Here is a 25472-nt window from a genome sequence, read left to right as displayed (position 1 = left end):
AGCCTCAACCAATCAGGGATTCTCCGGTGAAGTTCATAAAGCGTTTATTATTTTTAACATTGATTTGCATAATTCTTGGAGTCACCACAATATTTGGCTTCTATCAGTATGTGAAGCCTGAATTGCCAGATGTTGCAACTCTAAAAGACGTTGAATTACAAACACCTATGAAGGTGTTTAGTCAAGACGGGAAGCTGATCGCACAGTTCGGTGAAAAGCGTCGTATTCCTGTTACTTATGACGAAATTCCTCAAGACTTAATTCACGCGCTCATCGCAACCGAAGATAGCCGTTTCTACGAGCATCCTGGTATCGACCCTATCGGCATCACTCGTGCAGCTGTTGTTGTTGCGGTTTCAGGCTCGGCTAAACAGGGTGCAAGTACGATTACGCAACAGCTAGCTCGTAACTTCTTCTTATCTAATGAGAAGAAGATCATGCGTAAGATTAAAGAGATTTTTATTGCTATCCATATTGAGCAGCTTTTAAGTAAGCAAGAAATCATGGAGCTTTATGTCAATAAAATCTTCCTTGGTTACCGCTCATATGGCTTTGGTGCTGCCGCTCAAGTGTATTTTGGTAAGAGCCTTGATGAATTGACGTTAAGTGAGATTGCAACACTCGCTGGTATGCCAAAAGCGCCATCAACCATGAACCCAATTTACTCTCTTGAGCGCGCAACAAAACGCCGTAACGTTGTATTAATGCGAATGCTTGATGAGAAATACATTACACAAGAGCAGTATGACGAAGCACGCAATGAACCTATCGTGGCGCGTTATCATAGCGCTGAGATTGAGCTTTCCGCACCTTACGTAGCAGAGTTGGCTCGTGCATGGGCAGTAAAAGAGTACGGTGAAGAAGAAGCTTACACCTCTGGCTTGAATATCTACATGACTGTGGATTCTAAACTGCAAGATGCTGCGAATACGTCTGCGGTAAATAACCTCTTGTCATACGATGAACGTCACGGCTACCGTGGTGCAGAAAGTGTGCTTTGGAAAGAAGGGGAAGCGGCCTGGGGCAATGAGCAAATAGAAAAGCACCTGAAGAAACAGCCAACTTATGGTGACCTTTACCCTGCGGTTGTGACGAAAGTCGATGATAAGACGGCGCAAGTATGGGTTAAGAACCATGAAGAGCAAACCATCCCTTGGACTGGAATGCACTGGGCGCGTAAGTACATTACTGATAACCGCCAAGGCTCAACACCAAAGTCAGCGCATGATGTGCTAGCGACAGGTCAACAAGTTTGGGTTCGCGAAGTAAGTGAAACCGATGAAGATGACAACACAACACTGAGCTGGAAACTGAGCCAAGTGCCGACAGCAAACACCGCGTTTGTTGCGATGAACCCAGAAAATGGCGCGATATTGTCGCTGGTTGGTGGTTTCAACTTTGTTCACAGCAAGTTTAACCGTGCAACCATGTCAGTGCGTCAGGTTGGTTCAAGTATCAAGCCTTTCATCTACTCGGCAGCAATTGACAAAGGGCTGACTCTAGCGACTTTGATTAACGATGCGCCAATTAACAAGTGGGATGCAGGTTCTGGTTCAGCTTGGCGACCAAAAAACTCACCACCAACTTATGGTGGCCCAACGCGTCTTCGCCTCGGCTTAGCTCAATCAAAAAACGTCATGGCAGTGCGTACACTCCGTGAAGTTGGCCTCGAGGAGACACGTCAGTACCTTACTCGTTTCGGTTTTGATATTAACCAAGTACCACGCTCTGAGACCATCGCACTCGGAGCTGGCAGCTTAACACCAATGAAAGTGGCACAAGGTTACTCTGTGTTTGCAAACGGTGGTTATTACGTTGAACCATTCTATGTAGAACGCGTGGAAGATGCATTCGGTGAAGTACTGTTTAAAGCCAATCCAAAGAGTGTTTGTCATAAGGATTGTCCGCAAATGAGCGAGCAGCCAGAAAATCGCTACGCTGATGAATTTGGCGAACAAGACGTCGCGATTGATGGCCTAGCAACAGACAATGCCCTTGAAAATGATGAACCTCAATATGCACCGCAAGTTATCTCCGAACAGAATGCATTCTTAATGCGTGAGATGATGTACAGCAACATTTGGGGTGGCGGTAACTGGCGTGAAGGCACAGGTTGGAATGGTACAGGCTGGCGCGCGCAAAAACTTGGTCGTCGTGATATCGGGGGTAAAACGGGTACAACGAATGATTCCAAGGATGCTTGGTACAATGGCTATGGACCTGGTGTCGTTGCGATAGCTTGGGTTGGCTTTGATGATCACTCACGTGCACTTGGCCGCACCACTGTTAACAGCAACCTAGGGCAAGGCCAAATTTCTGGTGCCGAGTCGGGTGCGAAAACCGCAGAGCCTGCTTGGATTGACTTCATGCGTGTTGCGCTAGAAGGGACGCCGGAGCAAGGTAAAAATATTCCAGAGGATATTATTCGAGTTCGTATTGATCGCAACAGCGGTATGCTAACGCACAAGGTAGATAGCACATCAATGTTCGAATACTTTGAAAAAGGCACGGAGCCTACCGAATACGCTGGCGACCGTTTAGAAGATAGTATTTACTCTTCAGGCTCTGGCGCAGAAGAACTGTTCTAAATCACAAAAGCACAAGGGAGAGCATCAAGCTCTCCCTTTTTTATGTCGGCTTTTACGCCGCGGCGTTCAATGAAGGATAAGAAGCCAATACTTCTTTAATCTTCGCCGCCAAAGCTTCAAACCTAGCTCGTAATGGTGAGCCCGGACGGTATACGAGAACGATATTACGCGAGGGGGTTGGGTTAACAGCTGGTACGTAGCATACGCCATCTTTTTGCTTCTCATTAGGGATAGAAAGCTGAGGCAATAACGTAATCCCCGCACCGGCAGCAACCATGTTGCGTAACGTCTCCAAGCTGGTGGCTTTAAAACGCTCATCGTCTTTTGCACCAGCGGCAAAACAAAAACCTAACGCTTGATCTCGCAGACAGTGGCCGTCTCCCAACGCTAAAACGGTTTTACCATTCAGCTCCAACATATCAACATGGTCGAGAGAGGCCCACTCGTGGTCACATGGCACTGCGACACTTAATGGCTCTTGATACACTTCGATCTCTTTAAATGGCGCAGTTTCATCAACCGAAGCTAAAACTAAGCAATCTAGTTTGCCTTCTTCCAATTGACGCACTAATTGATGTGTCTGAGCTTCGTGCAGAAATAGCTCCAGCTCAGGAAATGCTTCTTTTATCTGCGGCAGAATTTTGGGTAATAGATAAGGCCCAACCGTCGGGATGAAACCAATATGCATCGGTCCAGTCATGGCTCCGCTTTGACCGCTTGCCATATCTCTGAAGGTTTTCACTTCACTTAAGATGCGTTTAGCCTGCTCCACCAGCTGTAACCCTGAATCGGTAAACAAAACACGTCGGCTGCTTCGCTCTAAAAGCGTGGTCCCGAGTTCATCCTCTAGTTTACGAATTTGCCCACTCAATGTTGGCTGGCTAACAAAACATGCCTCTGCCGCTTTGCGAAAGTGCTTATGTTCCGCAAGTGCAACTAAGTACTCAAAATCTCGAATATTCATAATTCACGCTTCGCTTCTTTAACAATAGCTAATGCCTATCAAAACCATAACACCAAACGATTAGAGCTATCAAAGGATTTTTACAATAATGGGCTCAACAAAACGAAACAGAGCGACGAAAAACGCTAAGCTCTATACGCATAATTTAAAATAGTTAAAGGAAATCATTATGTTTGTATCTAAAGAAGGTCAACAAGTCCCTCAAGTTACTTTTCCAGTTCGTCAAGGTGACTCTTGGGTGAATGTAACGACCGATGAGCTATTTAAAGGTAAGACCGTTATCGTATTTAGCTTACCGGGTGCATTTACTCCAACCTGTTCATCAAGCCATCTACCTCGTTACAACGAATTGTTCCCTGTATTTAAAGAGCACGGAGTGGATGAGATTATTTGTGTCTCGGTCAATGATACGTTCGTGATGAATGCATGGAAACAAGACCAAGAAGCAGAAAACATTACCTTCATCCCGGATGGTAATGGTGAATTCACCGATGGCATGGGTATGTTAGTGGATAAAAACGACATCGGCTTTGGCAAACGTTCATGGCGTTACAGCATGCTAGTAAAAGATGGCGTAGTGGAAAAAATGTTCATTGAGCCAAACGAACCAGGCGACCCATTCAAGGTGTCAGACGCAGATACGATGCTGAACTACATAGCGCCTGACTACAAAACGCAAGAATCCATCACGGTGTTCACTAAACCAGGCTGCCCTTTCTGTATGAAAGCGAAACAAAATCTGATTGACCACGGTCTTCAATATGAAGAAGTGATTCTGGGTAAAGACGCAACAACAGTTAGTCTACGAGCTATATCTGGTCGCACGACTGTTCCACAAGTCTTTATCGGTGGCAAGCACATCGGCGGTAGCGAAGAGCTAGAAGCGTATCTAGGCTAAGCTGTCCAAAGCCTACACCCTCGGTCTCCGGTGCCTTTGGCTCGGAGGCCAACCCTAAACCACTTCTTCTACTAGTCTAGATAAGTAGTCATCTGCCAATAAGGTGACTACTTATCCAGATTCAACTATCCAATTCACTCTCCAAGCTCAATGTAGCTAGCTTGGCTTAAAACAAAAGCGAGAGTTCACGATGAAACAAGTTAATGTCGACGTAGCGATTATTGGTGGCGGGACGGCTGGTCTTGGTGCTTATCGAGCAGCAAAAGCTCATACCAACAGCGTGGTAATGATTGAGGGCGGTCCCTACGGAACAACCTGTGCTCGTGTCGGATGCATGCCGTCTAAGCTGTTAATTGCGGCAGCAGAAAGTGTTCATCAAATCGAAAAAGCACCTGGATTTGGGATACACCCGCAAGGTGAAGTACGAATTAACGGACGAGAAGTTATGGATCGTGTAAAGCGCGAACGCGATCGTTTTGTTGGCTTTGTGCTTGAAAGTGTCGATGATATTCCCGCTGAAGACAAACTATCGGGCTACGCGAAGTTTGCCGATGACCACACTCTCATCATAGATGATCATACTCAGGTCACCGCACAGCGCATTGTTATTGCGACAGGATCTCGTCCGACATATCCGGCAGCTTGGAATGAACTGGGTGATCGCCTAGTGATTAACGATAATGTATTTGACTGGGATGACTTACCAGAGTCCGTGGCAGTATTTGGCCCAGGAGTCATCGGCCTTGAATTGGGTCAGGCTTTACACCGCCTAGGAGTGAACGTGAAGCTCTTTGGCCTTGGAGGACAAGTGGGCCCACTGACAGACCCAGAGGTGATGGCGTATGCAGATAAAGCCTTTAAGGAAGAGTTCTACCTTGATGCAGATGTAAAAGTCGAAAGCATGAAACGCATTGCTTCGTCAGACAAGGACGGCGAAGACAAGGTCGAAATCCAATTCATCAACCATGATGGCGAATTAGAAACTTTCGTTGTCGATTACGTATTGGCCGCAACGGGTCGTCGTCCAAACGTCGATAAGCTGGCGATCGAGAACACCAATGTGGCGCTCGATGAACGTGGCATACCAACGGCAGATCACTATACATTGCAAACTTCGGTAGAGAGCATCTTCATCGCAGGTGATGCAAGTAACCAAATTCCACTGCTGCACGAAGCCGCTGACCAAGGCCGGATTGCTGGAGACAACGCAGGCCGTTTCCCAGATATTCGTGCGGGTCTGCGTCGCTCACCAATTTCAGCCGTGTTCTCCGACCCTCAAATTGCTATGGTTGGAGAAACATATAAACAACTAGAAATACGTCTAGGCACATGTGGATGTTTCGCAACCGGTGAAGTCTCGTTTGAAAATCAAGGACGTTCGCGCGTCATGCTTCGTAATAAAGGCATTCTGCATGTCTACGGAGAGCAAGGCACTGGACGTTTTTTAGGTGCAGAAATGATGGGCCCGAATGCAGAGCATCTTGCTCACCTTTTAGCATGGGCGCACCAAAATAGGATGACGATTTCTGAGATGTTAGATATGCCCTTCTATCACCCAGTGATTGAAGAAGGCGTCCGCACCGCTCTACGTGATTTAAATGCAAAACTACACTTAGGGCCAGAAATGGTGAAACATTGTCTTGACTGCGGCCCAGGCTGCTAACGCTTTCAGGCTTCTATCTAAATATAAAGCAAAGCCTCGTCATCAACGAGGCTTTGCTTTACTACTTTGGCGCAATGAAATCTCTCTTACGCTGCCATCATTGCATAGCGACTGACCATACAAATCGCGACAACACCGATCATACAGAACCCACCAGCGATACTCAGCGCAAGTTTCAACTCTGTCGACATCATTATATTTCCTGTTAAAGACTGACAGCGCACCATACATCAATTACGTGCCACAAAGCTTTTACAAAGCTAACTTTCCATTTTTGGTTGTGTCATGGCGCTCTAAGTCCGGTACAAGAAACGCTTTCCACCATATAGTTAGATATATAATCTGAAGCAACACTAATGGTTTGGAAAACACTATGACTTGTCGCCGCTGCGAAGAACATTGGTTTTGGAAAAAACTTGGACGTTGCCAACGATGCTTGGATCAATTGACGGTACTTTCTGTACTGTGTTGGATTGTATGGTGGTTTACGCTCAAAGATGATCCACAAAGCATCGAGTCGATCGCTTTGATCTTTGCCGGCTTCGCTTTCAACGTTTTGTTGTTTCTACACTTATGGATGCGTTTTGTCATCTTGCCTTGGCAGCGTCGAAAGGGACAAAAAAAGGCGAATAAAAAAGAGAAAAGTGACAGATAGAAAAAAGCCCCAAAACCAATGTCAGTTCTGGGGCTCTCTTAGATTCTTCTAAGAAAAAGCAGTGGTACTTTAATAGACCGGGCTTCCTCTCAAAGGTTCCAAATTTTTTCGATTTTTTTAGCGAATACTGATGTAAGTAAACAGGAAAATGACTATGTCATTGAATGCTAATAAAATCACTCCACAACTTCAGTTCATGCCACATGCGTTTTTTGGATCACTTGCTCCATTAAATTGATCTCAAGCGCTACCTCATCACATGCATGTTGACGTGGGCACTGATCGCAATCTTTCAGAACTTTCTCCGGCAGTAATGACTTCGATGTAGGTAAAAAGCTTTGCTTCATAAAGAACTCAGGCGTTCGCGTTAGAACAAAGACTTTCTTGATCGCCATCTGGCGCGCTTTCTCAACCAAATAGTTCACAATCGCACTGCCCTGCCCTTGGCCTTGCCAGCCCGCTTCGATACCAAGAGAGCGTATTTCTGCCAACCCTGAGTCATACACATATAGAGAAGCGCAACCCGTCACTTCACCATGATGCTCAGCCACCGCAAAAGAGCCAATATCTCTCACGAGCTCATTACGAGAGCGCGGAAGATTCTCACCAAGGTTCGCCCAGTAAGCAACCATACCTTCCAACGTTTCAATGTCCGTCAAACGTGCAGGACGCACTTTCACCGCCGAGCTGTCACGCTGGCTCAGGCGCTTATCCGCTTGTTCTACCGCGTAAGCGACCTGGTGAGGCGAAACACCCCCCAAAGCACAACGCTTTTCCAAACACGAATCGATAGTCAGAATGTCATACACATCCGCTTCAATGACTTCTGAGAAGGCTTTTAACTCTTCGATAGACAGCTCTTCTAGCGCACAACCTTTAGCAATAGCACCAACGACCGCGACACCGACGATGTGGTGAGCTTCACGGAATGGGATGCCTTTCGCCACTAGGTAATCAGCTAACTCCGTCGAGTTTGCGTAACCTTGTTTCGCCGCTTCTAGTGTGCGCTCGCCATTCACTTTAATACCGTCAAAACACAGAGCTGCCATTTCCATGCAGTCGTTCCATGTATCTAAAGCGTCAAACAACCCTTCTTTATCTTCCTGCATGTCTTTGTTGTACGCCAATGGCAAAGCTTTAACTGTCATCATCATGCTCGATAATGCGCCATAGACACGCCCTGTCTTACCACGGATCAACTCAAGTGCATCTGGGTTTTTCTTCTGTGGCATTAATGACGAACCAGATGTCACCGTATCCGCTAACTCAATGAAGTTTGACTCGCCTGAATTGTAGAAGATCATATCTTCTGCAAGACGAGAAAGGTGAAGCATAGAAATCGACGCCACCGACATCAGTTCCATCACATGATCACGATCTGAAACCGAATCTAGTGAATTACGCGTAGCACGGTGGAAACCGAGATTATGTGCTAATTGTTCGCGATCAATCGGATAAGCCGTTCCCGCTAAAGCACCCGAGCCAAGTGGACAAGTGTCGAGACGCTGTAAGGCATCATTCAGACGAGAGTAGTCACGCTCGAACATTTCAACATAAGCCAAGCACCAGTGAGCAAAGGTTACAGGTTGAGCACGCTGAAGATGAGTATAGCCTGGCAATACGGTGCTTTGGTGCTGTTTAGCAACATGGACCATTTGTGCTTGTAGGCGATCTAAAGCAATCAACAATTGCTGACCTTGCTGACGACACCAAAGTTTCAAGTCTGTGGCGACTTGGTCATTACGAGAACGCCCAGTGTGGAGTTTTTTACCTAAATCTCCCACTTTACTGATTAGCTGCTGTTCAACCCAAGAGTGGATATCTTCTGCATCAGAGCGAAGAATTTGGTGAGGGTCTTCCATCACTTCTAACTTCAGCTCATTTAAAGCAAGTTCCAGTTTTTGCTGTTCTTCTGCCGATAGCACATCAACAGAAAGCAGAGCTTTAGACCATGCGATTGAACCTACGATGTCTTGCTCAGCCAATCGGTAGTCAAAACGCAACGAATCATTGAACTCTTTAAATCTGGTGTCTGCCGCTTGGGTAAATCTTCCGCCCCATAATGCCATTGCGTCTCTCCTGATGACTATTGCTTACTCTAACGTTCTCGAATGAGTAGTAACCAATTTGATGGTCATTTGCTCACTTTTTCTTATGGGTCAACGTTACGGCAATTTCGATAAAAAATAAAGTATAAATTCAATATTTTTACATATATATTCAAGCCAAATTTAGGTACCCGCTTTTAGAAACCAAAAGACCCGCCTATAAATGGCGGGTCTTTATTCAATCCAAGATGGATGTTAAGGGATTATTTCTTCTGGCTGTTCAATGCACGAATACGGCTTGATAGCGAGTAAAGACGGATGAACCCACCTGCATGGCTTTGGTCGTACACTTCATCTTCACCAAAAGTCGCGAACTCTTCTGAATACAAGCTGTTGTCAGAACGTTTTTGCGTGACTGTCGCTTGACCTTTGTAAAGCTTAACAACCACTTCACCGTTAACGTCTTGCGCTAGCTCTTCTGAAGCAGCAAGGATCGATTTACATAGTGGCGTAAACCAACGGCCATCGTATACAAGGTGAGACGCTTTTAGACCTAGCTCCTCACGGAATTCGAATGATGATTTGTCTAGCACAAGCTGCTCTACAGCACGCAGCGCTTCCATCATGATGGTGCCTCCCGGTGTTTCATAACAACCACGAGACTTCATCCCAACAAGACGGTTTTCCACGATATCGATACGGCCAACACCGTGCTTAGCGCCCTTCTCGTTTAGGTAAACCAGTGCGTTGTATGGTGTCATCGCTTCACCATCAACTTCGACCACTTCACCTTTTTCTACTTTCAGCGTGACGTATTCCGCTTCATTTGGCGCTTGCTCTGGGTCGACAGTCCACACCCAGCAGTCTTCGTTTGGTGCGTTCCACGTATCTTCTAAAACGCCGCCTTCCGTCGAAATGTGCCATGCGTTTGCATCACGTGAATAGATCTTAGTAAGAGACGCAGAACAAGGAATATTACGCTCAGCGAGGTAATCCAAACACTCTTCACGGCTCACTAGGTCCCACTCACGCCAAGGTGCAATCACTTGTAAGTCCGGTGCTAGTGCTGCAAATGCACCTTCGAAACGCACTTGGTCGTTACCTTTACCTGTACAGCCATGACACAGTGCGTCCGCGCCCACTTTACGTGCCACTTCAACCTGCGCTTTAGCAATGATTGGACGCGCCATTGATGTACCTAGCAGGTACTTACCTTCGTAGTACGCGCCGGTTTTTAGTGTCGGGTAAATGTAGTCTGCGACCATTTCTTCTTTCAGGTCAGCGATGTAGCATTCAGAAGCACCAGAGGCTTTTGCTTTCGCTTCAATGCCTTCTAGCTCTTCGGCACCTTGACCAACATCGGCAACGAAAGCCACTACTTCACAGTCGTAGTTCTCTTTTAGCCACGGGATGATTACTGAAGTATCTAGACCGCCTGAGTATGCGACTACCACTTTATTTACGTTCACTTTGCTCATGTTTTTTCTCCAAACTTAACTGGCGCTGCGCTCGGCGGTCAGTGCCAACTACGACTTCCTAATATTGAATTCTTTTGCTGATGCTTATTGAGGCAAGAATTGAGTACCAATACTTTCACCAGCGAATAACTGTGCTAATTTTTCTGGGTAACGCCAGGTCGCGACTTCAATTGGACGGCCAAGATCATTGGCGGCCTCCAAAGCAGCTTTAACTTTGACGATCATGCCATCGGTGATCACATGTCCATCGATCAACGAGTTAGCTTGCTGCTCTGACAGGGTTTTGATCAAATGGCCTTTTCCATCTAATACACCACTCACGTCTGATAACAGGACTAACTCCGCATCTAATGCGCCCGCAACCGCGACTGCTGCTTGATCAGCATTCACATTCATCATCTGGCCATCTTTGGTTAAACCAATTGAACTGATGATCGGCAGTGCACCTGTGTTTAGCACCGCTTGTAATAGTGCTGAGTCACCCGGTGATGCTTTGCCTACAGCGCCGAGTTCTGGGTCAAGTTCTTCAACAAGACACAAACCACCATCCGCAAGGCTAAGGCCCACAGCGTTAAGACCGTCCGCAATCGCTTGACCTTGAAGTAACTTATTCGCAGTGCCTGCAAGCGCGCCTGCAATCACAGGAATTTGATCGTAAGGCGTTACGCGTAAACCGTTTTTCTTAACGGTTTCAAGCTGAAGCTTTGCCATCAACTCATCAACTAGGTAGCCACCGCCATGAACGATGGCGATTTGTCGCTGTGCCGATTTTTGGTAAGCCGCAATGGCACCAAAAAGTTGGCTTAAGGTTTGAGTGCATGATAGAGCTGCACCACCTAGCTTAATGACTAAAGGAGCTTGATTGGTTTGCGTCATCGCATTTCCCTCTTTCAACGACTACAGCAACGCTGTCAGTTCTGGGTAACCGTAATGAATATTGAGACATTGCATCGCTTGACTCGATGCACCTTTAAGTAGGTTGTCGATAGCTGAAATCACAATGATGTGTTCGCCTTGTACCTTCCAGCCGATATCACAGAAAGGGGTATTTTCGACATCCTGAATACGTGGAATACCGTCGCCTTTAAGACGCACCGCAGGCTTGCCTTGATAAGCTTGTTCAAACGCCTGTGCCACTTGTGCTTCTGTCACACCTTGCGCAAGCTTCATGGTGATAGTGGCAAGAATGCCGCGTTTAAAGTTGCCGAGGTGCGGAGTAAAAATCACATCGCAACCCAAGTGCTGAGCAATCTCTGGCTGGTGACGATGGTTAAATACACCATAAGGTTGCAAGCTCACTTCACAGAAGCTGTTAACCATGGAGGCTTTACGCCCTGCACCTGATACACCACTGGTTGCGTTGATCACTGGCCATTGGTTGGTATCGAGCAACGCATGTTCTAATAAAGGTTTGATTGCAAGCTGTGAAGCGGTTGGGTAGCAACCTGCTACTGCAATCAAAGGAGTGGTTTTTATTGATTCTTGGTTCCACTCTGCTAAGCCGTATGCTGCTTTATCTAGCCAGTTGTTATGTTGATGTTCGAAGCCATAAAAAGTGTCGTAAAAGCCTTCACTTTTCACACGGAATGCACCCGATAAATCGAATACTTGACAGCCTGCCTCCAAGAAAGTTGGGGCTAAATCATGGCTGACTTCGTGAGCCGTTGCCAAAAACACCACGTCCGATTCTTGAGCGATTTGCAGTGGATCCGTTAGTGGTAAAACTGGCATATCAATGATGCCCGCTAGCTTACCGTGCAGCTGCGCGATGCTCTTTCCCGCATCAACACTGTTGGCGGAAACGTATAAACCTGATAGCGTGAGTTGTGGGTGTTTATTAACCATTAACGCTAACTCTGCGCCGGTGTAACCGCTGGCTCCAATAATCGTGGTTTTTAGCATTGTGTAACATCCATATACTTAAAGGCTCAAATGACTATTCATATTTAATTTTTGCTTTATTTTGATTTTTTATTCATTAAATATGATTTAATATGTGTTTTACATTTTTGTGGTCTGTCTGTCAACAGGAGATTTGAAGAATCCATGCAATTACCAACTTTTCTAGAGGTCTATGAAGGACTCATCAGCACCTCTTCTATCAGCTCCACGGATCCGAGCTGGGATCAGGGCAATGCAAAAGTCATCGAAAAACTCGCATCTTGGTTTAAAGATCTGGGTTTTAGCGTTGAAGTGATCGAAGTCGAGCCAGGCAAGCACAATATGATCGCACGTATGGGTGAGGGTGAAGGTGGCCTTTTACTTGCTGGCCATAGCGATACCGTGCCATTCGATCAAGGGCGATGGAATTTTGATCCGCATAAACTGACGGAAAAAGACAACCGCTTCTACGGTTTAGGCACAGCAGACATGAAAGGCTTTTTCGCCTTTATTTATGAAGCAGTGAAGAAAGTCGATTGGAGCAAGCAGAGCAAACCACTTTACGTATTAGCCACTTGTGACGAAGAGACCACCATGTTGGGCGCGCGACATTTCACAGCAAACGCCCCATTTAAGCCGGATTACTGCATCATTGGTGAACCCACCAGCCTTGTGCCAATTCGAGGTCATAAAGGGCATGTGGCAAATGCCATTCGCGTAACAGGCAAGTCCGGTCATTCATCGGACCCAGCGCTTGGCGTTAACGCTATTGAGATCATGCATGAAGTCATGTTCGCCATGATGCAACTGCGTGACAAATTGATTAAAGAATATCACCATCCGGGTTTTGCCATTCCAAGCCCTACCCTAAACCTTGGACACATTCACGGTGGTGACAGCGCTAACCGTATTTGTGGTTGCTGTGAGCTGCATTACGACGTGCGTCCTCTTCCTGGCATTAGCCTTGATGGTTTAGAGAACATGTTGCGCGGAGCATTAAAAGAAGTCGAAGCGAAATGGCCAGGGAGACTGGAGATTATTCCATTGCATGAGCCTATTCCGGGTTACGAATGCCAACATGACCACCCATTTATTGGTGGTGTTGAAGAGATTTGCCAAACCAGTTCAGAAACCGTGAACTACTGTACTGAAGCACCATTTCTACAGCAGTTGTGTCCAACCTTGGTGCTCGGCCCTGGGTCAATCGACCAAGCCCATCAACCGGATGAGTTTCTATCCTTCGACTTTATCGACCCCACAATTGATGTGCTTTCAAAGGCGATGGTCAAGTACTGCTGTTAATACGCGTTTAAGCTCGAAAGTCTGTGCAGCTCGATTGAGCTGCATCTTTTTATCTTCACAATTTAGCGCTAGTCTTAACACTTATTTAACTTGTTATTTTGTAATTAATTTTCACTTCTTACTCTATGGCTGCCGTAAATTTGCTCTAAATCAGGAGACAGCGGAATAATTGCAAACTTAGTCTGCTTTATTTGACTATAACTGGTGCTTTTCGCTAGATTGGAGTCTTAACAAGGACAATGGATGTAGTTTTTTTACGAGGCAGGACGACAATGAACGAGAAATACGCCGCACTCAAAAGTAATGTGCGCATGTTAGGCCACTTATTGGGTAACACCATTCGCGATGCCCATGGCGAAGAAATCTTCGAGAAAGTGGAAACCATTCGTAAATTATCCAAATCAGCTCAAGCAGGGAATCAAGCAGACAGGGACAGCTTGATCGAAGAAATCAAACATCTACCTGATGAGCAGCTAACGCCCGTTACTCGCGCGTTTAACCAATTTCTAAACCTCACCAATATCGCTGAGCAATACCACACGATTTCACGCCATTGTGAAGAGCACATTTGCGAACCAGACGCGATTAACTCGCTGTTTTCTAAACTGGTACAAAACGATGTGAGCAAACTGGACACTGCCCAAGCGGTTCGTGATCTAAATATTGAATTGGTATTGACGGCTCACCCAACAGAAATTACGCGCCGCACGATGATCAACAAACTGGTCAAGATAAACGAGTGCTTATCAAAGTTGGAGCTAAGCGATCTTTCTTCTAAAGAGCGCAGAAAAACCGAACGCCGCCTAGAGCAACTGATTGCCCAAGGCTGGCATTCAGACGTGATTCGACAACAACGCCCAACTCCGTTGGATGAAGCAAAGTGGGGCTTTGCGGTCGTTGAAAACTCGCTATGGGAAGCAGTACCGGACTTCCTACGTGAGATGAATGACCGTCTAAAATCTTACCTTGGAGAAGGTTTACCCATTGATGCTCGCCCAGTGCACTTCTCCTCTTGGATGGGCGGTGACCGTGACGGTAACCCGTTTGTTACTCACAACGTTACGCGTGAAGTCTTACTATTGTCTCGTTGGAAAGCCGCCGATCTTTATCTCAATGACATCAACGAGTTGATCAGCGAGCTGTCTATGACAGTTTCAAACGATCAAGTCCGTGAACTTGCTGGCGAAGATCAGCACGAACCATACCGTGCGATCCTGAAGCAATTACGCACTCTGCTCAATGAAACCAAAGATATTCTCGATGCTAAGATCCACGGTCAAAAACTGGCCGTTAAAGCCCCACTGCAAAAAGTCGAGCAACTTTGGGAACCGCTGTATGCCTGCTACCAGTCCCTAAACGAATGTGGCATGGGTGTAATAGCCAACGGCTCACTACTGGATACACTACGCCGCGTAAAAGCATTTGGTATCCATCTTGTACGTCTTGATATCCGCCAAGAGAGCACGCGTCACTCAGACGTCTTGTCTGAACTAACTCGCTACTTAGGTATTGGTGATTACGAACAATGGAGTGAGCAAGATAAGATTGCTTTTCTAACTAACGAGCTGGCATCTAAACGTCCGCTTCTCCCTCGTGATTGGGAACCGTCTGAACCCGTCAAAGAGGTTTTGGATACCTGTAAGATTGTTGCAGCACAACCGCGTGAAGCGTTTGGCGCTTACGTTATTTCAATGGCACGTACCGCTTCTGATGTACTAGCCGTTCATCTACTGCTACAAGAAGCAGGTTGCCCTTACCGCATGGATGTGTGTCCTCTGTTCGAAACGCTAGACGATTTGAACAACGCAGAATCGGTCATCAAGCAGCTTATGGGGATTGACCTTTACCGTGGTTTTATCCAAAACCACCAGATGGTCATGATTGGTTACTCTGACTCAGCGAAAGATGCAGGTGTTATGTCTGCTGGTTGGGCTCAGTATCATGCGATGGAATCGTTAGTTAAAGTGGCTGAAGAAGAAGGCGTTGAGCTAACTCTATTCCATGGTCGTGGGGGCACAGTCGGTCGCGGTGGCGCACCTGCGCATGCTGCGCTTTTGTCGCAACCACCAAAAAGCTTGAAAGGCGGTTTACGTGTAACAGAGCAAGGCGAAATGATCCGCTTTAAACTGGGACTCCCAGATGTCGCAGTAAACAGCTTTAACCTATATGCAAGTGCGATTCTGGAAGCCAACTTGTTACCGCCACCGGAGCCAAAACAAGAATGGCGCGACTTGATGGAAGTGCTATCAGAAGTAAGCTGTGAGTCTTACCGAAATGTGGTTCGTGGCGAGCCAGATTTCGTGCCTTACTTCCGCCAAGCAACACCAGAACTCGAACTCGGCAAGTTGCCACTTGGTTCTCGTCCTGCAAAACGCAACCCTAAGGGCGGAGTAGAAAGCTTACGTGCAATCCCGTGGATCTTCTCATGGAGTCAAAACCGTTTGGTACTTCCTGCATGGCTAGGCGCAGGTGAAGCGATTCAATACTCGATCGATAAAGGCCACCAAGCATTGCTCGAAGAGATGTGCCGCGAATGGCCATTTTTCTCAACTCGTCTCGGCATGCTGGAAATGGTGTACTCGAAGTGTAATATTGATATCTCTCGCTACTACGATGAGCGATTGGTGGATGAGTCGCTCCGTCCACTCGGTGAAAAACTTCGTGCTCAGCTTCAAGAAGACATCAAAGCGGTACTGAATGTAGAGAACAATGAAAACTTGATGCAGCATGACCCTTGGGGACTCGAGTCGATTCGCTTACGCAATATCTACGTTGAGCCATTGAATATGCTACAAGCAGAGCTACTATACCGCACGCGTCAAACCGAAGAAGCTTCTGCAAACTTGGAAGAAGCGTTGATGGTGACGATTGCTGGTATTGCTGCTGGTATGCGCAACACAGGCTAATCGTTTCATTTTTAATAAAAAGCTGGGCAAATGCTCAGCTTTTTTTTATCACAGGATAATCGCACCAAAACAAAGGCAGTTAAATATACCACCAAAGACCCAAAAAATACCAAAATAAAAGAATAAAAAACCACAAGTTAACACTATTGATTATTATGTTAGTTTTTTAGGGTAATTTTGTCCTACTATTCCACTTCATGCTTATTATTTATATACTACTTGCCTGCTGAGAGCTCATAAATCCAATCATACCTGCTCCAGCCTTGATGGGACTCCCCATCTCTCTAGGTGATAAACGGCTTTAAGGTGACAGGACCAACATTGTTGGTGCTACTTATACATTAAAAAACTCAAGTGCCAGTAAGAGCGCAGCTGAAAGTATAAGTAGCTTGTTTACAAGTTTATTGACCATTTGGATTGAAGACATGTCATTACCACACGTAATCTTAACTGTTCTTAGCACTCGCGACGCAACCGGTTACGATATCACTAAAGAATTCTCTGCTAGCATCGGTTACTTCTGGAAAGCAAGCCACCAACAGGTGTACCGTGAACTCAACAAAATGGCTGAGAAAGAACTGGTTACTTGCGTATTAGAACCCCAAGAAGGCAAACCAGACCGCAAGGTTTACTCCATTACAGACGCTGGTCGCAGCGCTTTAGGAGAGTGGTTTGATCAACCAACTGCACACCCAACAGTTCGTGATGAGTTTTCAGCGAAATTGATGGCATGTGCCGTTCAACCAGCGGCTCCATTCCGTGACCAACTCGCCGAGCTAGTTGAAGAGTCTCGCAAACTGGTTTCTCACTACAAAGAAATTGAAGCGGCTTACTACGCAACGCCGTCAACTTTAGATAAACAAGCTCGCCTAGAACGTCTAACGCTTCGCCGTAACCTACTGTTACGTGAAACTTGGATCACTTGGGCAGAAGAAGTTCTAACTGAACTTGAAGTGATTGGTTAAACTCCTTTTGCTTTGATAAAACGAAAAAGGCTTGCCACTTGGCAAGCCTTTTATCTTTTTGAAACTAGGTTTACGCACCGACTACTGCGCGAGGACGAACACCCAACGTATGACATAACGCGTAAGTCATCTCTGCACGGTTTAGTGTGTAGAAGTGAAAGTCCTTAACCCCTTCACGACTCAGTACACGCACCATATCAATAGCTTGGCTAGCTCCTACAAGCTGGCGAGTCACCGGATCATCATCCAAGCCATCGAATTGTTTGCTCATCCATCCTGGTACTTTCACATTGTTCTGTGCCGCAAAGCGAGAAGCTTGCTTAAAGTTCGATACAGGCAAAATTCCTGGCACAATCTCTACGTCAATTCCTGCCGCTACACAACGGTCACGGAATCGCAGGTAAGACTCAACGTCAAAAAAGAACTGAGTAATAGCACGGTTTGCACCTGCATCTACCTTACGTTTTAGGTTCAATAAGTCAGACTGTGCGCTTTTAGCTTCAGGGTGAACCTCAGGGAATGCAGCAACGGAGATATCGAAATCGTGGCGTGATTTCAGCAGCTCAACCAAATCCGAGGCATACATATCAGGCGCACCGCCACCTGGAGGAATATCACCACGCAGAGCGACGATATTTTCAATACCATTGTTCCAATAATCATCGGCAATATTAATCAGCTCTTCACGAGTCGCATCAATACAAGTGAGATGGGGAGCGGCAACCAATCCGGTTGTTGCTTTAATTTCTTTAATGATGGAGTGTGTTCTGTCACGCTCGCCGGAGTTCGCACCGTAAGTCACAGAAACAAATTTAGGTTGAAGCGTTTTAAGACGGTGCACTGAATTCCAAAGTGTTTCTTCCATCTTAGCGCTGCTTGGCGGAAAAAACTCAAACGATACATTGATGTTATCTGATAACTCAGCAATATTCTGGTTCAAGGCGTCGATATGGCCTGCGTGCGTATATCCCATCTTACTCTCCCTGCGGCACTCCGCCACGAAAACAAATCCTTAGAATCGACGTTTAGACGTCTATATGTCTACAGAATGTATTGAATACGATTTAATGTCAACCTTGTAATTATGAATTTTTCTCAAGTTAATAATGAAGATAGTTCAAGTTTCTACTTGAGCATCATCTCGCCATTTTGCACGGGTTATGACTTCAGTATGGCACTGATAGGGGAATAAAAAACCCTGGATTAATTCCAGGGTTTTTAGGTCAATCGCAACTTTAAAATAAACCAGCCAATCGGTTGAGGTCGGATTGAATAGCGCCGGCTGTCACTTCTCTGCCTGCGCCTGGTCCTCGAATGACCAGAGGGTTATCTTTGTACCACTTGCTCTCTATGGCAAAAATGTTATCGCATGGCAATAAGTTGGCGAGCGCGTGCTCACGAGATAACGCTTCGACTCCCACCGTTGCTTTACCATTTTTTTCTAAACGCGCCACATAGCGAAGCACTTGATCGTTTCTCTGTGCTTTTGTCAGACGCTCTTGAAGTATTTCACTCAACAACGCTCCATTATCGAAGAAATCATCTAAGCTCAGTTCTCTTAATTCTTCTGGCACCAAAGACTCAACTTTAACGCTGTCTGGTTCTATATCTAGGCCCGACTCTCGAGCCAAGATGACTAACTTACGCATTACATCGGAGCCATCTAAATCAGAACGAGGGTCAGGTTCGGTTAACCCTTGCTGCCAAGCAAGATCGACTAAATCATTAAATGGCACAGAACCATCAAACTGTTGGAACAGCCATGATAACGTCCCCGAGAAAATACCCGATAGAGCGACGATTTCATCCCCACTTTCACGAAGATCTCGTACGGTATGGTTTATCGGTAACCCAGCACCAACCGTTGCGTTGTATAGCCAATGACGACCAATTTTAGCGAATGCATCTTGAACCTGATGATAGTACTGGCTATCTGCGGAACCGGCCACTTTGTTAGCGGAAATCAAATGAATGCCTTGCTGTGCGATTTCTACGTAGCGCTGAGCTAACTCTTTACTCGCGGTAACATCAAGCACGACGGCTTCATCATAGCTTTTAAGCGCTCCCAAACGTGCCAGCCAATCCCCATTGTTGGCTATGCTTTCATCATCAAATCGTTCAGCAACACTCGCCGCCTCAATACCTTGCTCATCGAACCAATAGGTTTGGCTATCCACAACCGCGACAAGATCAAAGCTCATACCATGACGTTTTTCGAGCTCACTTTTTTGCGTCGCAAATAAATTTAACCAACTAGAACCAATATTACCCTTGCCACATAAAGCCACTGCCACGCGTTTTTGCGCTTGGAACAACTGGCTATGAATCGTTTGAACCAACGCCTCGGTATCAGTACGGCGCAAAACAGCGACTAGGCTCAGCCCTGAGTCTGTTTCAGAGATAAATTCTACCGGAGAGTGCTTTAGCTTCTGATAAAAGCCAAAGCAATGATTGGCGTTTTTCGTAACGCCTGCACCTACCGCAGCTAAGAGCGAGTAACCTTCTTTTAGCTTAATTTCTGCCTCTACCGCAAGCTCTTGCAAGTGTTTCAATGCACCACCGGCGATTTCTGCGGTGTAAGCCAAGCGTAGCGTATGCTGATCGGATTGAGCTTCAAATGCCAATGGCTCTAATTGCGCGCGCTGTAACGCTTGTAATACATCACTCTGTGTTTTTTCGAAGTCGTGCCCATGCATGAAAGACAACTGCACCAATAAAACATCATCCAGTGAAGTAATAATTTTAGCGCCACGACCAGATGCCAATACACGCTCAATACGAGTAGAACCCGACTCTGGCAGATAGCTACACTTGAGATTAAGGTCCATGGTACTTTGCGCCACAGGCTGAAGCGTACGACTGTGTAGCACTGGGGCAGCTAAGCGAGCAAGTTCACTGGCTTCATCCAATCGAAGTAACGGTAATAAACAAGCGTCAGACACCAAACGTGGATCGGCACTATAGACACCAGCAACATCACTCCAAATCGTGACAGTACTGACTTCAGCAAGCGCGCCTATGACCGTTGCAGAATAGTCAGAGCCGTTACGACCAAGTAGAATGGTTTCTCCTGCCTCGTTCTGAGCCATAAAGCCAGTAATTACCACACGTTTATGGTTATGCTGCGCGAGGATCTCTTTAATTAAAGGGTATGAACGAGCGCGATCAACCTCTGGTTGAGTTCCCGCTTCTGCACGTAAAAACGCTCGTGCATCTTGTGCAACCGCAGGGATAGAACGTTGAGATAATAACGCGGCCAATAGGCGAGCAGACCATACTTCTCCGTGTCCCAGTACCGCAGCTTTTTGCGCATTAGTGAGTGGTGCAGTCAGCTCCGAGAGAGTACTGAACTCATCATGTAATAAAGCTAACAGCTCTTCTTTTGCTTCACTCTCCAACAAGCTTTCTATTAGCTCGGTTTGGAACTGTCTCAAGCTTTGAAGCGCTTCATGCGCAATTCGGCCATCTTTATTTAACCCTTCCAAAAACTCAATCAAGCGATTAGTGGTTTTTCCTGCAGCAGAGACGACCACAAGATCATTTTCTGTCGAATACTCTTTGAGAATACCCACAACGCGTAAGTAGCATTCTGGGTTTGCTAAGCTACTGCCACCAAACTTATGCAGCTGACGTTGTACAGTCATTGTTATCGTCTCCTATTACTGGGTAGCTTTAGCGAACGCTTGTTCTAAATCTGTGATGAGGTCTTGTGCATCTTCCAAACCGACAGACAAACGCAATAGTTGATGAGAGACCCCAGCCTCCGCCAGTGCCTCCTCACCCATTGCACGGTGAGTCATGGATGCCGGGTGGCAAATCAAACTTTCTACACCACCTAATGATTCAGCTAATGAAAACAGTTGGAGCTCTTTCACAAACACCTTTAGCTGCTCAAACGAACCAGCAAACTCAAAACTCAACATAGAGCCAAAGCCCGTTTGCTGCTTTTTAGCAATGTCGTGACCTGGATGTTCCGGCAGGCTTGGATGATAGATAGTTTTAACTAACGCTTGTTTCTGTAGGTAAGCCAGTACCTGCTGTGAGCTCTCTTCATGTACTTTCATACGAGCACCAAGCGTACGAATACCTCGCAGTGTCATGTAACTATCGAAAGGTGTGCCCGTTGCACCAATACAATTGCCCCACCATGCAAGCTCTTCTGCATGCGCTTCTGTGTTGGTGATGATTACCCCACCAATTACGTCCGAATGACCGTTGATGTACTTTGTTGTGGAGTGGATAACAAAATCCGCACCTAGCTCTAAAGGTTTTTGGTACACGGGTGTCAAAAAGGTATTGTCCACCGCAACTAACGCGCCGACTTGTTTCGCTTTTTCACAAGTAGCTGCAATATCCACTACGCGAACCAGAGGGTTTGACGGAGTTTCTAGCAAAATGAGTTTTGGTTTTTGTGCCAATGCAGCATCTAAAGCCTGTTCGTCTGATTGATCGACAAACTGAACCTTAAAATCGCCTTTGTTAGCTCGGGTATTAAAAAGACGATAGGTACCACCATAACAATCGTGAGGAGCAATAATGAGATCATCTGGGCCGAGAAAAGCGGAAACCCATAAATTTAATGCCGACGTACCGCAGTTAGTAACAACCGCTCCTTTTCCAGACTCAAGTTCAGATAGCGCACTTTCCAACAGTCCGCGGTTTGGATTACCAGATCGTGTGTAATCATACTTGGGCACTTCACCAAAAGCAGGAAAACCATAGTTAGTGGAAAGATAAATAGGTGGAACGACAGCATGATATTGGCTGTCTGATTCAATACCAGTGCGTACTGCAATGGTCGCAGGTTTGCGAGTGCTCATGGGTGTATCCTTTCACGGGTAATGACTTCTAAATAGGAATGCGCTATATCTAATGAGTAACATAAAGTGATCAACACGCTTCCTTTGCTGTTATGTTCACTTTACTCGTCAAAAAATGAGACGTCAACACTTCTAGACGTCTATATGTCTTTGCTTATGGCGGTAAATGCAGCTAAAATCAGCACCTAAATTATTTTTAACCGATTACATAAATGAAGGTGTGCAATGGCTGACTGGAATGGCGAATACATTAGCCCATATGCAGAGCACGGCAAAAAAAGCGAACAAGTAAAAAAAATTACCGTCTCTATCCCGCTAAAAGTTTTAAAGGTGCTAACTGATGAGCGTACTCGCCGTCAGATCAATAACTTACGCCATGCAACCAATAGCGAATTGCTATGCGAGGCATTTTTGCACGCGTACACAGGTCAGCCACTTCCGACAGATGAAGACCTTCGTAAAGACCGTCCTGATGATATTCCAACAGAAGTAAAAGCGCTGATGACGGAAATGGGCATCGAATTTGAGTCATTCGACGAAGAATAAAAAAGCCTGATAAAAGGTTTCAGGTAATAACTCTTGCCTCGAGCCAAATGGATGACATAAAAAATGGGACGCAATAGCGTCCCATTTTTTGTGTATCACATCTGAAAGATATATTACTCTGCCATGTAGTTTTCAGGCATCTCGATACGAGCTACACCTGAATTAACCGCCGCCTGAGCAACCGCTTTTGCAACACGTGGTAGCAAACGTGAATCCATTGGTTTTGGAATAATATAGTCCGCACCAAACTCTAGCTTATCAACACCGGCAGCCTTCAATACGGCTTCAGGTACAGGCTCTTTTGCTAGCTCGCGAATCGCCTCAACGGCTGCAAGTTTCATTTCATCATTGATTTCACTTGCACGCACATCAAGAGCACCACGGAAAATGAATGGGAAACACAATACGTTGTTAACTTGGTTAGGATAATCACTACGGCCAGTACCCATGATCAAGTCATCACGAACTGCGTGAGCAAGTTCCGGCTTGATTTCAGGATCCGGGTTAGAACATGCGAATACGATTGGCTTATCAGCCATCAACTTCAACGCTTCCGCTGGCAACAGGTTTGGACCAGATACACCTAGGAACAGATCTGCACCTTCAATTACGTCTTCTAGTGTGCGCTTATCTGTATTGTTCGCAAATAACTGCTTATATTCATTAAGGTCATCACGACGAGTGTGAATCACACCTTTGCGATCTAGCATGTAGATTTTTTCGCGCATTGCACCGCATTTGATCAGAAGCTCCATACACGCTACAGCGGCAGCGCCAGCGCCAAGACAAACAATTGTTGAATCTTCAAGTTTCTTACCTTGAAGTTCGATTGCATTCAGCATACCCGCTGCCGTTACAATAGCAGTACCATGTTGATCATCGTGGAATACTGGTACATCACAACGCTCAATCAGACGCTTTTCAATCTCAAAACAGTCTGGTGCTTTAATATCTTCAAGGTTGATACCGCCAAAAGTGTCTGCAATGCTCGCAACAGTATCAACAAATTCATCGATCGTGCGGTGCTTAACTTCAATATCAATAGAGTCAAGACCTGCGAAACGCTTAAACAGTAACGCTTTACCTTCCATCACTGGCTTAGATGCAAGTGGACCTAGGTTACCTAGACCTAGAATAGCGGTACCGTTAGAAATAACAGCAACCATGTTCCCTTTTGCAGTGTACTTGTACACGTTATCCGGGTTTTGTGCGATTTCACGCACTGGCTCTGCAACACCAGGGCTGTAAGCAAGGGCAAGATCACCCGCCGTTTCCGCAGGCTTTGTAAGTTCGACAGCAATCTTTCCTGGAGTTGGATAAGCATGGTAATCCAATGCTTTTTGGCGATGTTCTTCTTCTGGAGTGGCTGCTTGGTGGTTGTCTTCAGACATGGACGTTTCTCTTTTTTATTTTTAGGTAAGGGGGCATAAATTCTATCGGATAGAAATCAAACTTCATAGGCAAGATTGCGAGCAATATCCTTAAAAAGCCGATAATAAAAGAGATTAGACCAGATAACGGGGTTAAGCACCTGATTTTCGAGTCAGGTGCTCTTTCTTCTTACTATTATTGGAGTATGCAAACTCAGAAAGTATCGTTACTCTTCGTCCACGTATTGCGCTTGGAGATAATTCTCAATACCAGACATTTCAATCAAGCCAAGTTGCGTCTCTAGCCAATCAACATGTTCTTCTTCATCTTCAAGAATATCTTGGAAGAGATCTCGAGACACATAATCTCGAATGTCTTCAGCGTAGGCAATCGCATCTTTTAAATCTGGAATAGCCGCCATTTCAAGCTTTAAGTCACACTCGAGCATTTCCTTGGTATCTTCACCAATCATCAACTTACCTAAATCTTGTAGGTTCGGTAGGCCTTCAAGGAACAAAATACGCTCAATTAGATGATCGGCATGCTTCATCTCATCGATAGATTCGTGATATTCCTTGTCTGCTAGGTGCTTTAAGCCCCAGTCTTTATACATTCGGGCGTGAAGAAAATACTGATTAATAGCGACGAGCTCGTTACCGAGCACTTTATTGAGATGTTGAATGATGATTGGATCGCCTTTCATGACAAAACCCTCCTCTTTGGCTTCATTTAAATGTAGAAGCAAATGAGAAGGTGTCAAAATGTAAGGCAAATAATTACTGCATACTTACAGCAATTAGCTGGCTTGTTTAAATTCCGTGTAACTAGTTTCCGCTAAAATTTCCTTGGCCTGTCTGATGCACTTACCACATTGGCTGCCCAATGCCGTGCACTTTTTGATTCCTTTAATATCTGTTACGCCTTCATCTATCGCCAACTTCCTAATTTTTTTGTCGGAGACACCATGGCAAAGACAAACGTACATACTCAAAAAACCTATAAAACTAATCTGTGACAAACAATATAAACAAGAATAGTTCTTGTTACCAGTCGCATTATGGTGTCCGCTCAGAATATTTGGTTATAAAGATTTTACCGCTGCAGGAAAAGATCAAAGGGTTAAGAGGGGTGAGTAAAAGCGTTAAGAAACAAAGCCGGTAAAACTCTGTTTTTAAATCGAAAAAGTGACGTCTTTTATTTCAACACTTATAACTAAATGTAATCTAGAAATGAAAAAGGGAAGCCTAAGCTTCCCTTTTCGATGCGCTTTCTTCAAAAAGAAGAACAGTGCAAGATTTCGTTTAATTCGTTATGAATTAGTCGAAGATCTTAGCAACAACACCAGCACCTACTGTACGGCCACCTTCACGGATCGCGAAACGTAGAC

General features: G+C 45.6%; 19 protein-coding genes and 1 pseudogene. 8 read left to right on the top strand and 12 right to left on the bottom strand.

Going from position 1 to position 25472, the window contains the following annotated elements; translation table 11 throughout:
• The first annotated feature begins 26 nt into the window (after positions 1–26).
• Complete coding sequence (locus tag R7Z78_RS22845; protein WP_025768081.1) at positions 27–2588, top strand: penicillin-binding protein 1A; 2562 nt, start codon at positions 27–29, stop codon at positions 2586–2588.
• Between the two features lie 52 nt (positions 2589–2640).
• Here the strand turns inward: R7Z78_RS22845 and oxyR are convergent, their stop codons facing one another.
• Positions 2641–3552: a DNA-binding transcriptional regulator OxyR gene (oxyR, locus tag R7Z78_RS22840; protein WP_005381326.1), complete on the bottom strand. Its 912-nt coding sequence runs from the start codon at positions 3550–3552 to the stop codon at positions 2641–2643.
• A 169-nt stretch (positions 3553–3721) separates the two neighbouring features.
• Here oxyR and R7Z78_RS22835 point away from each other — a divergent pair, with 169 nt between their 5' ends.
• From R7Z78_RS22835 to R7Z78_RS22825, 3 genes are all read left to right on the top strand, one after another.
• A complete protein-coding gene (locus R7Z78_RS22835) occupies positions 3722–4450 on the top strand; it encodes a redoxin family protein (RefSeq protein ID WP_005382781.1) in 729 nt (242 codons plus the stop codon).
• A 190-nt stretch (positions 4451–4640) separates the two neighbouring features.
• A complete protein-coding gene (locus R7Z78_RS22830; RefSeq protein ID WP_104975649.1) occupies positions 4641–6113 on the top strand; it encodes a dihydrolipoyl dehydrogenase in 1473 nt (490 codons plus the stop codon).
• A 373-nt stretch (positions 6114–6486) separates the two neighbouring features.
• Entirely contained in the window at positions 6487–6768 is a 282-nt protein-coding gene (locus R7Z78_RS22825) for a DUF3624 domain-containing protein (RefSeq protein ID WP_025768083.1), read from the top strand.
• A gap of 194 nt (positions 6769–6962) precedes the next feature.
• Here R7Z78_RS22825 and argH read toward each other — a convergent pair whose 3' ends face one another.
• From argH to argC, 4 genes are all read right to left on the bottom strand, one after another.
• Positions 6963–8837, bottom strand: coding sequence for an argininosuccinate lyase (gene argH / locus R7Z78_RS22820; RefSeq protein WP_169643938.1), 1875 nt, complete (start codon positions 8835–8837; stop codon positions 6963–6965).
• A gap of 242 nt (positions 8838–9079) precedes the next feature.
• Entirely contained in the window at positions 9080–10294 is a 1215-nt protein-coding gene (locus R7Z78_RS22815; protein ID WP_017821738.1) for an argininosuccinate synthase, read from the bottom strand.
• Between the two features lie 84 nt (positions 10295–10378).
• Entirely contained in the window at positions 10379–11170 is a 792-nt protein-coding gene (gene argB / locus R7Z78_RS22810; protein WP_005381333.1) for an acetylglutamate kinase, read from the bottom strand.
• A 21-nt stretch (positions 11171–11191) separates the two neighbouring features.
• A complete protein-coding gene (gene argC, locus R7Z78_RS22805) occupies positions 11192–12196 on the bottom strand; it encodes an N-acetyl-gamma-glutamyl-phosphate reductase (RefSeq protein ID WP_005382790.1) in 1005 nt (334 codons plus the stop codon).
• Between the two features lie 144 nt (positions 12197–12340).
• Here argC and argE point away from each other — a divergent pair, with 144 nt between their 5' ends.
• The 3 genes from argE to R7Z78_RS22790 all read left to right on the top strand — a co-directional run bounded on the left by argE (position 12341) and on the right by R7Z78_RS22790 (position 17348).
• Positions 12341–13477, top strand: a complete 1137-nt coding sequence (argE, locus tag R7Z78_RS22800) for an acetylornithine deacetylase (protein WP_005381335.1) — start codon at positions 12341–12343, stop codon at positions 13475–13477.
• A 272-nt stretch (positions 13478–13749) separates the two neighbouring features.
• On the top strand, positions 13750–16383 hold the full coding sequence (ppc, locus tag R7Z78_RS22795) for a phosphoenolpyruvate carboxylase (RefSeq protein WP_005381336.1): 2634 nt from the start codon (positions 13750–13752) through the stop codon (positions 16381–16383).
• A gap of 425 nt (positions 16384–16808) precedes the next feature.
• Positions 16809–17348: a PadR family transcriptional regulator gene (locus tag R7Z78_RS22790; protein WP_005382791.1), complete on the top strand. Its 540-nt coding sequence runs from the start codon at positions 16809–16811 to the stop codon at positions 17346–17348.
• A 70-nt stretch (positions 17349–17418) separates the two neighbouring features.
• On the opposite strand, the gene metF is transcribed toward R7Z78_RS22790, so the two are convergent.
• From metF to R7Z78_RS22775, 3 genes are all read right to left on the bottom strand, one after another.
• Entirely contained in the window at positions 17419–18321 is a 903-nt protein-coding gene (gene metF, locus R7Z78_RS22785; RefSeq protein ID WP_005381345.1) for a methylenetetrahydrofolate reductase, read from the bottom strand.
• Positions 18322–18583: 262 nt separating this feature from the next.
• Positions 18584–20992 (bottom strand): bifunctional aspartate kinase/homoserine dehydrogenase II, encoded by a 2409-nt coding sequence (locus tag R7Z78_RS22780; RefSeq protein WP_017633523.1) that lies wholly within the window; start codon positions 20990–20992, stop codon positions 18584–18586.
• 15 nt (positions 20993–21007) lie between these two features.
• Positions 21008–22168, bottom strand: coding sequence for an O-succinylhomoserine (thiol)-lyase (locus R7Z78_RS22775; protein WP_005381350.1), 1161 nt, complete (start codon positions 22166–22168; stop codon positions 21008–21010).
• 225 nt (positions 22169–22393) lie between these two features.
• Here R7Z78_RS22775 and metJ point away from each other — a divergent pair, with 225 nt between their 5' ends.
• Positions 22394–22714: a met regulon transcriptional regulator MetJ gene (gene metJ, locus R7Z78_RS22770; protein ID WP_005381353.1), complete on the top strand. Its 321-nt coding sequence runs from the start codon at positions 22394–22396 to the stop codon at positions 22712–22714.
• Between the two features lie 113 nt (positions 22715–22827).
• Here the strand turns inward: metJ and R7Z78_RS22765 are convergent, their stop codons facing one another.
• From R7Z78_RS22765 to R7Z78_RS22750, 4 genes and pseudogenes are all read right to left on the bottom strand, one after another.
• Positions 22828–24105, bottom strand: a complete 1278-nt coding sequence (locus R7Z78_RS22765; RefSeq protein WP_005381358.1) for a malic enzyme-like NAD(P)-binding protein — start codon at positions 24103–24105, stop codon at positions 22828–22830.
• A gap of 206 nt (positions 24106–24311) precedes the next feature.
• The gene (bfr, locus tag R7Z78_RS22760; protein ID WP_005381359.1) at positions 24312–24788 is read right to left on the bottom strand and encodes a bacterioferritin; all 477 of its coding nucleotides are present in this window, start codon (positions 24786–24788) and stop codon (positions 24312–24314) included.
• A gap of 93 nt (positions 24789–24881) precedes the next feature.
• On the bottom strand, positions 24882–25070 hold the full coding sequence (locus R7Z78_RS22755) for a (2Fe-2S)-binding protein (protein WP_005381360.1): 189 nt from the start codon (positions 25068–25070) through the stop codon (positions 24882–24884).
• Positions 25071–25401: 331 nt separating this feature from the next.
• Positions 25402–25472, bottom strand: a pseudogene (locus tag R7Z78_RS22750) (elongation factor Tu); the annotation flags it as partial.

Source organism: Vibrio sp. 1167 (assembly GCF_033340375.1).
Taxonomy (GTDB): domain Bacteria; phylum Pseudomonadota; class Gammaproteobacteria; order Enterobacterales; family Vibrionaceae; genus Vibrio; species Vibrio alginolyticus.
This window is presented reverse-complemented; position numbering and strand designations above follow the sequence as displayed.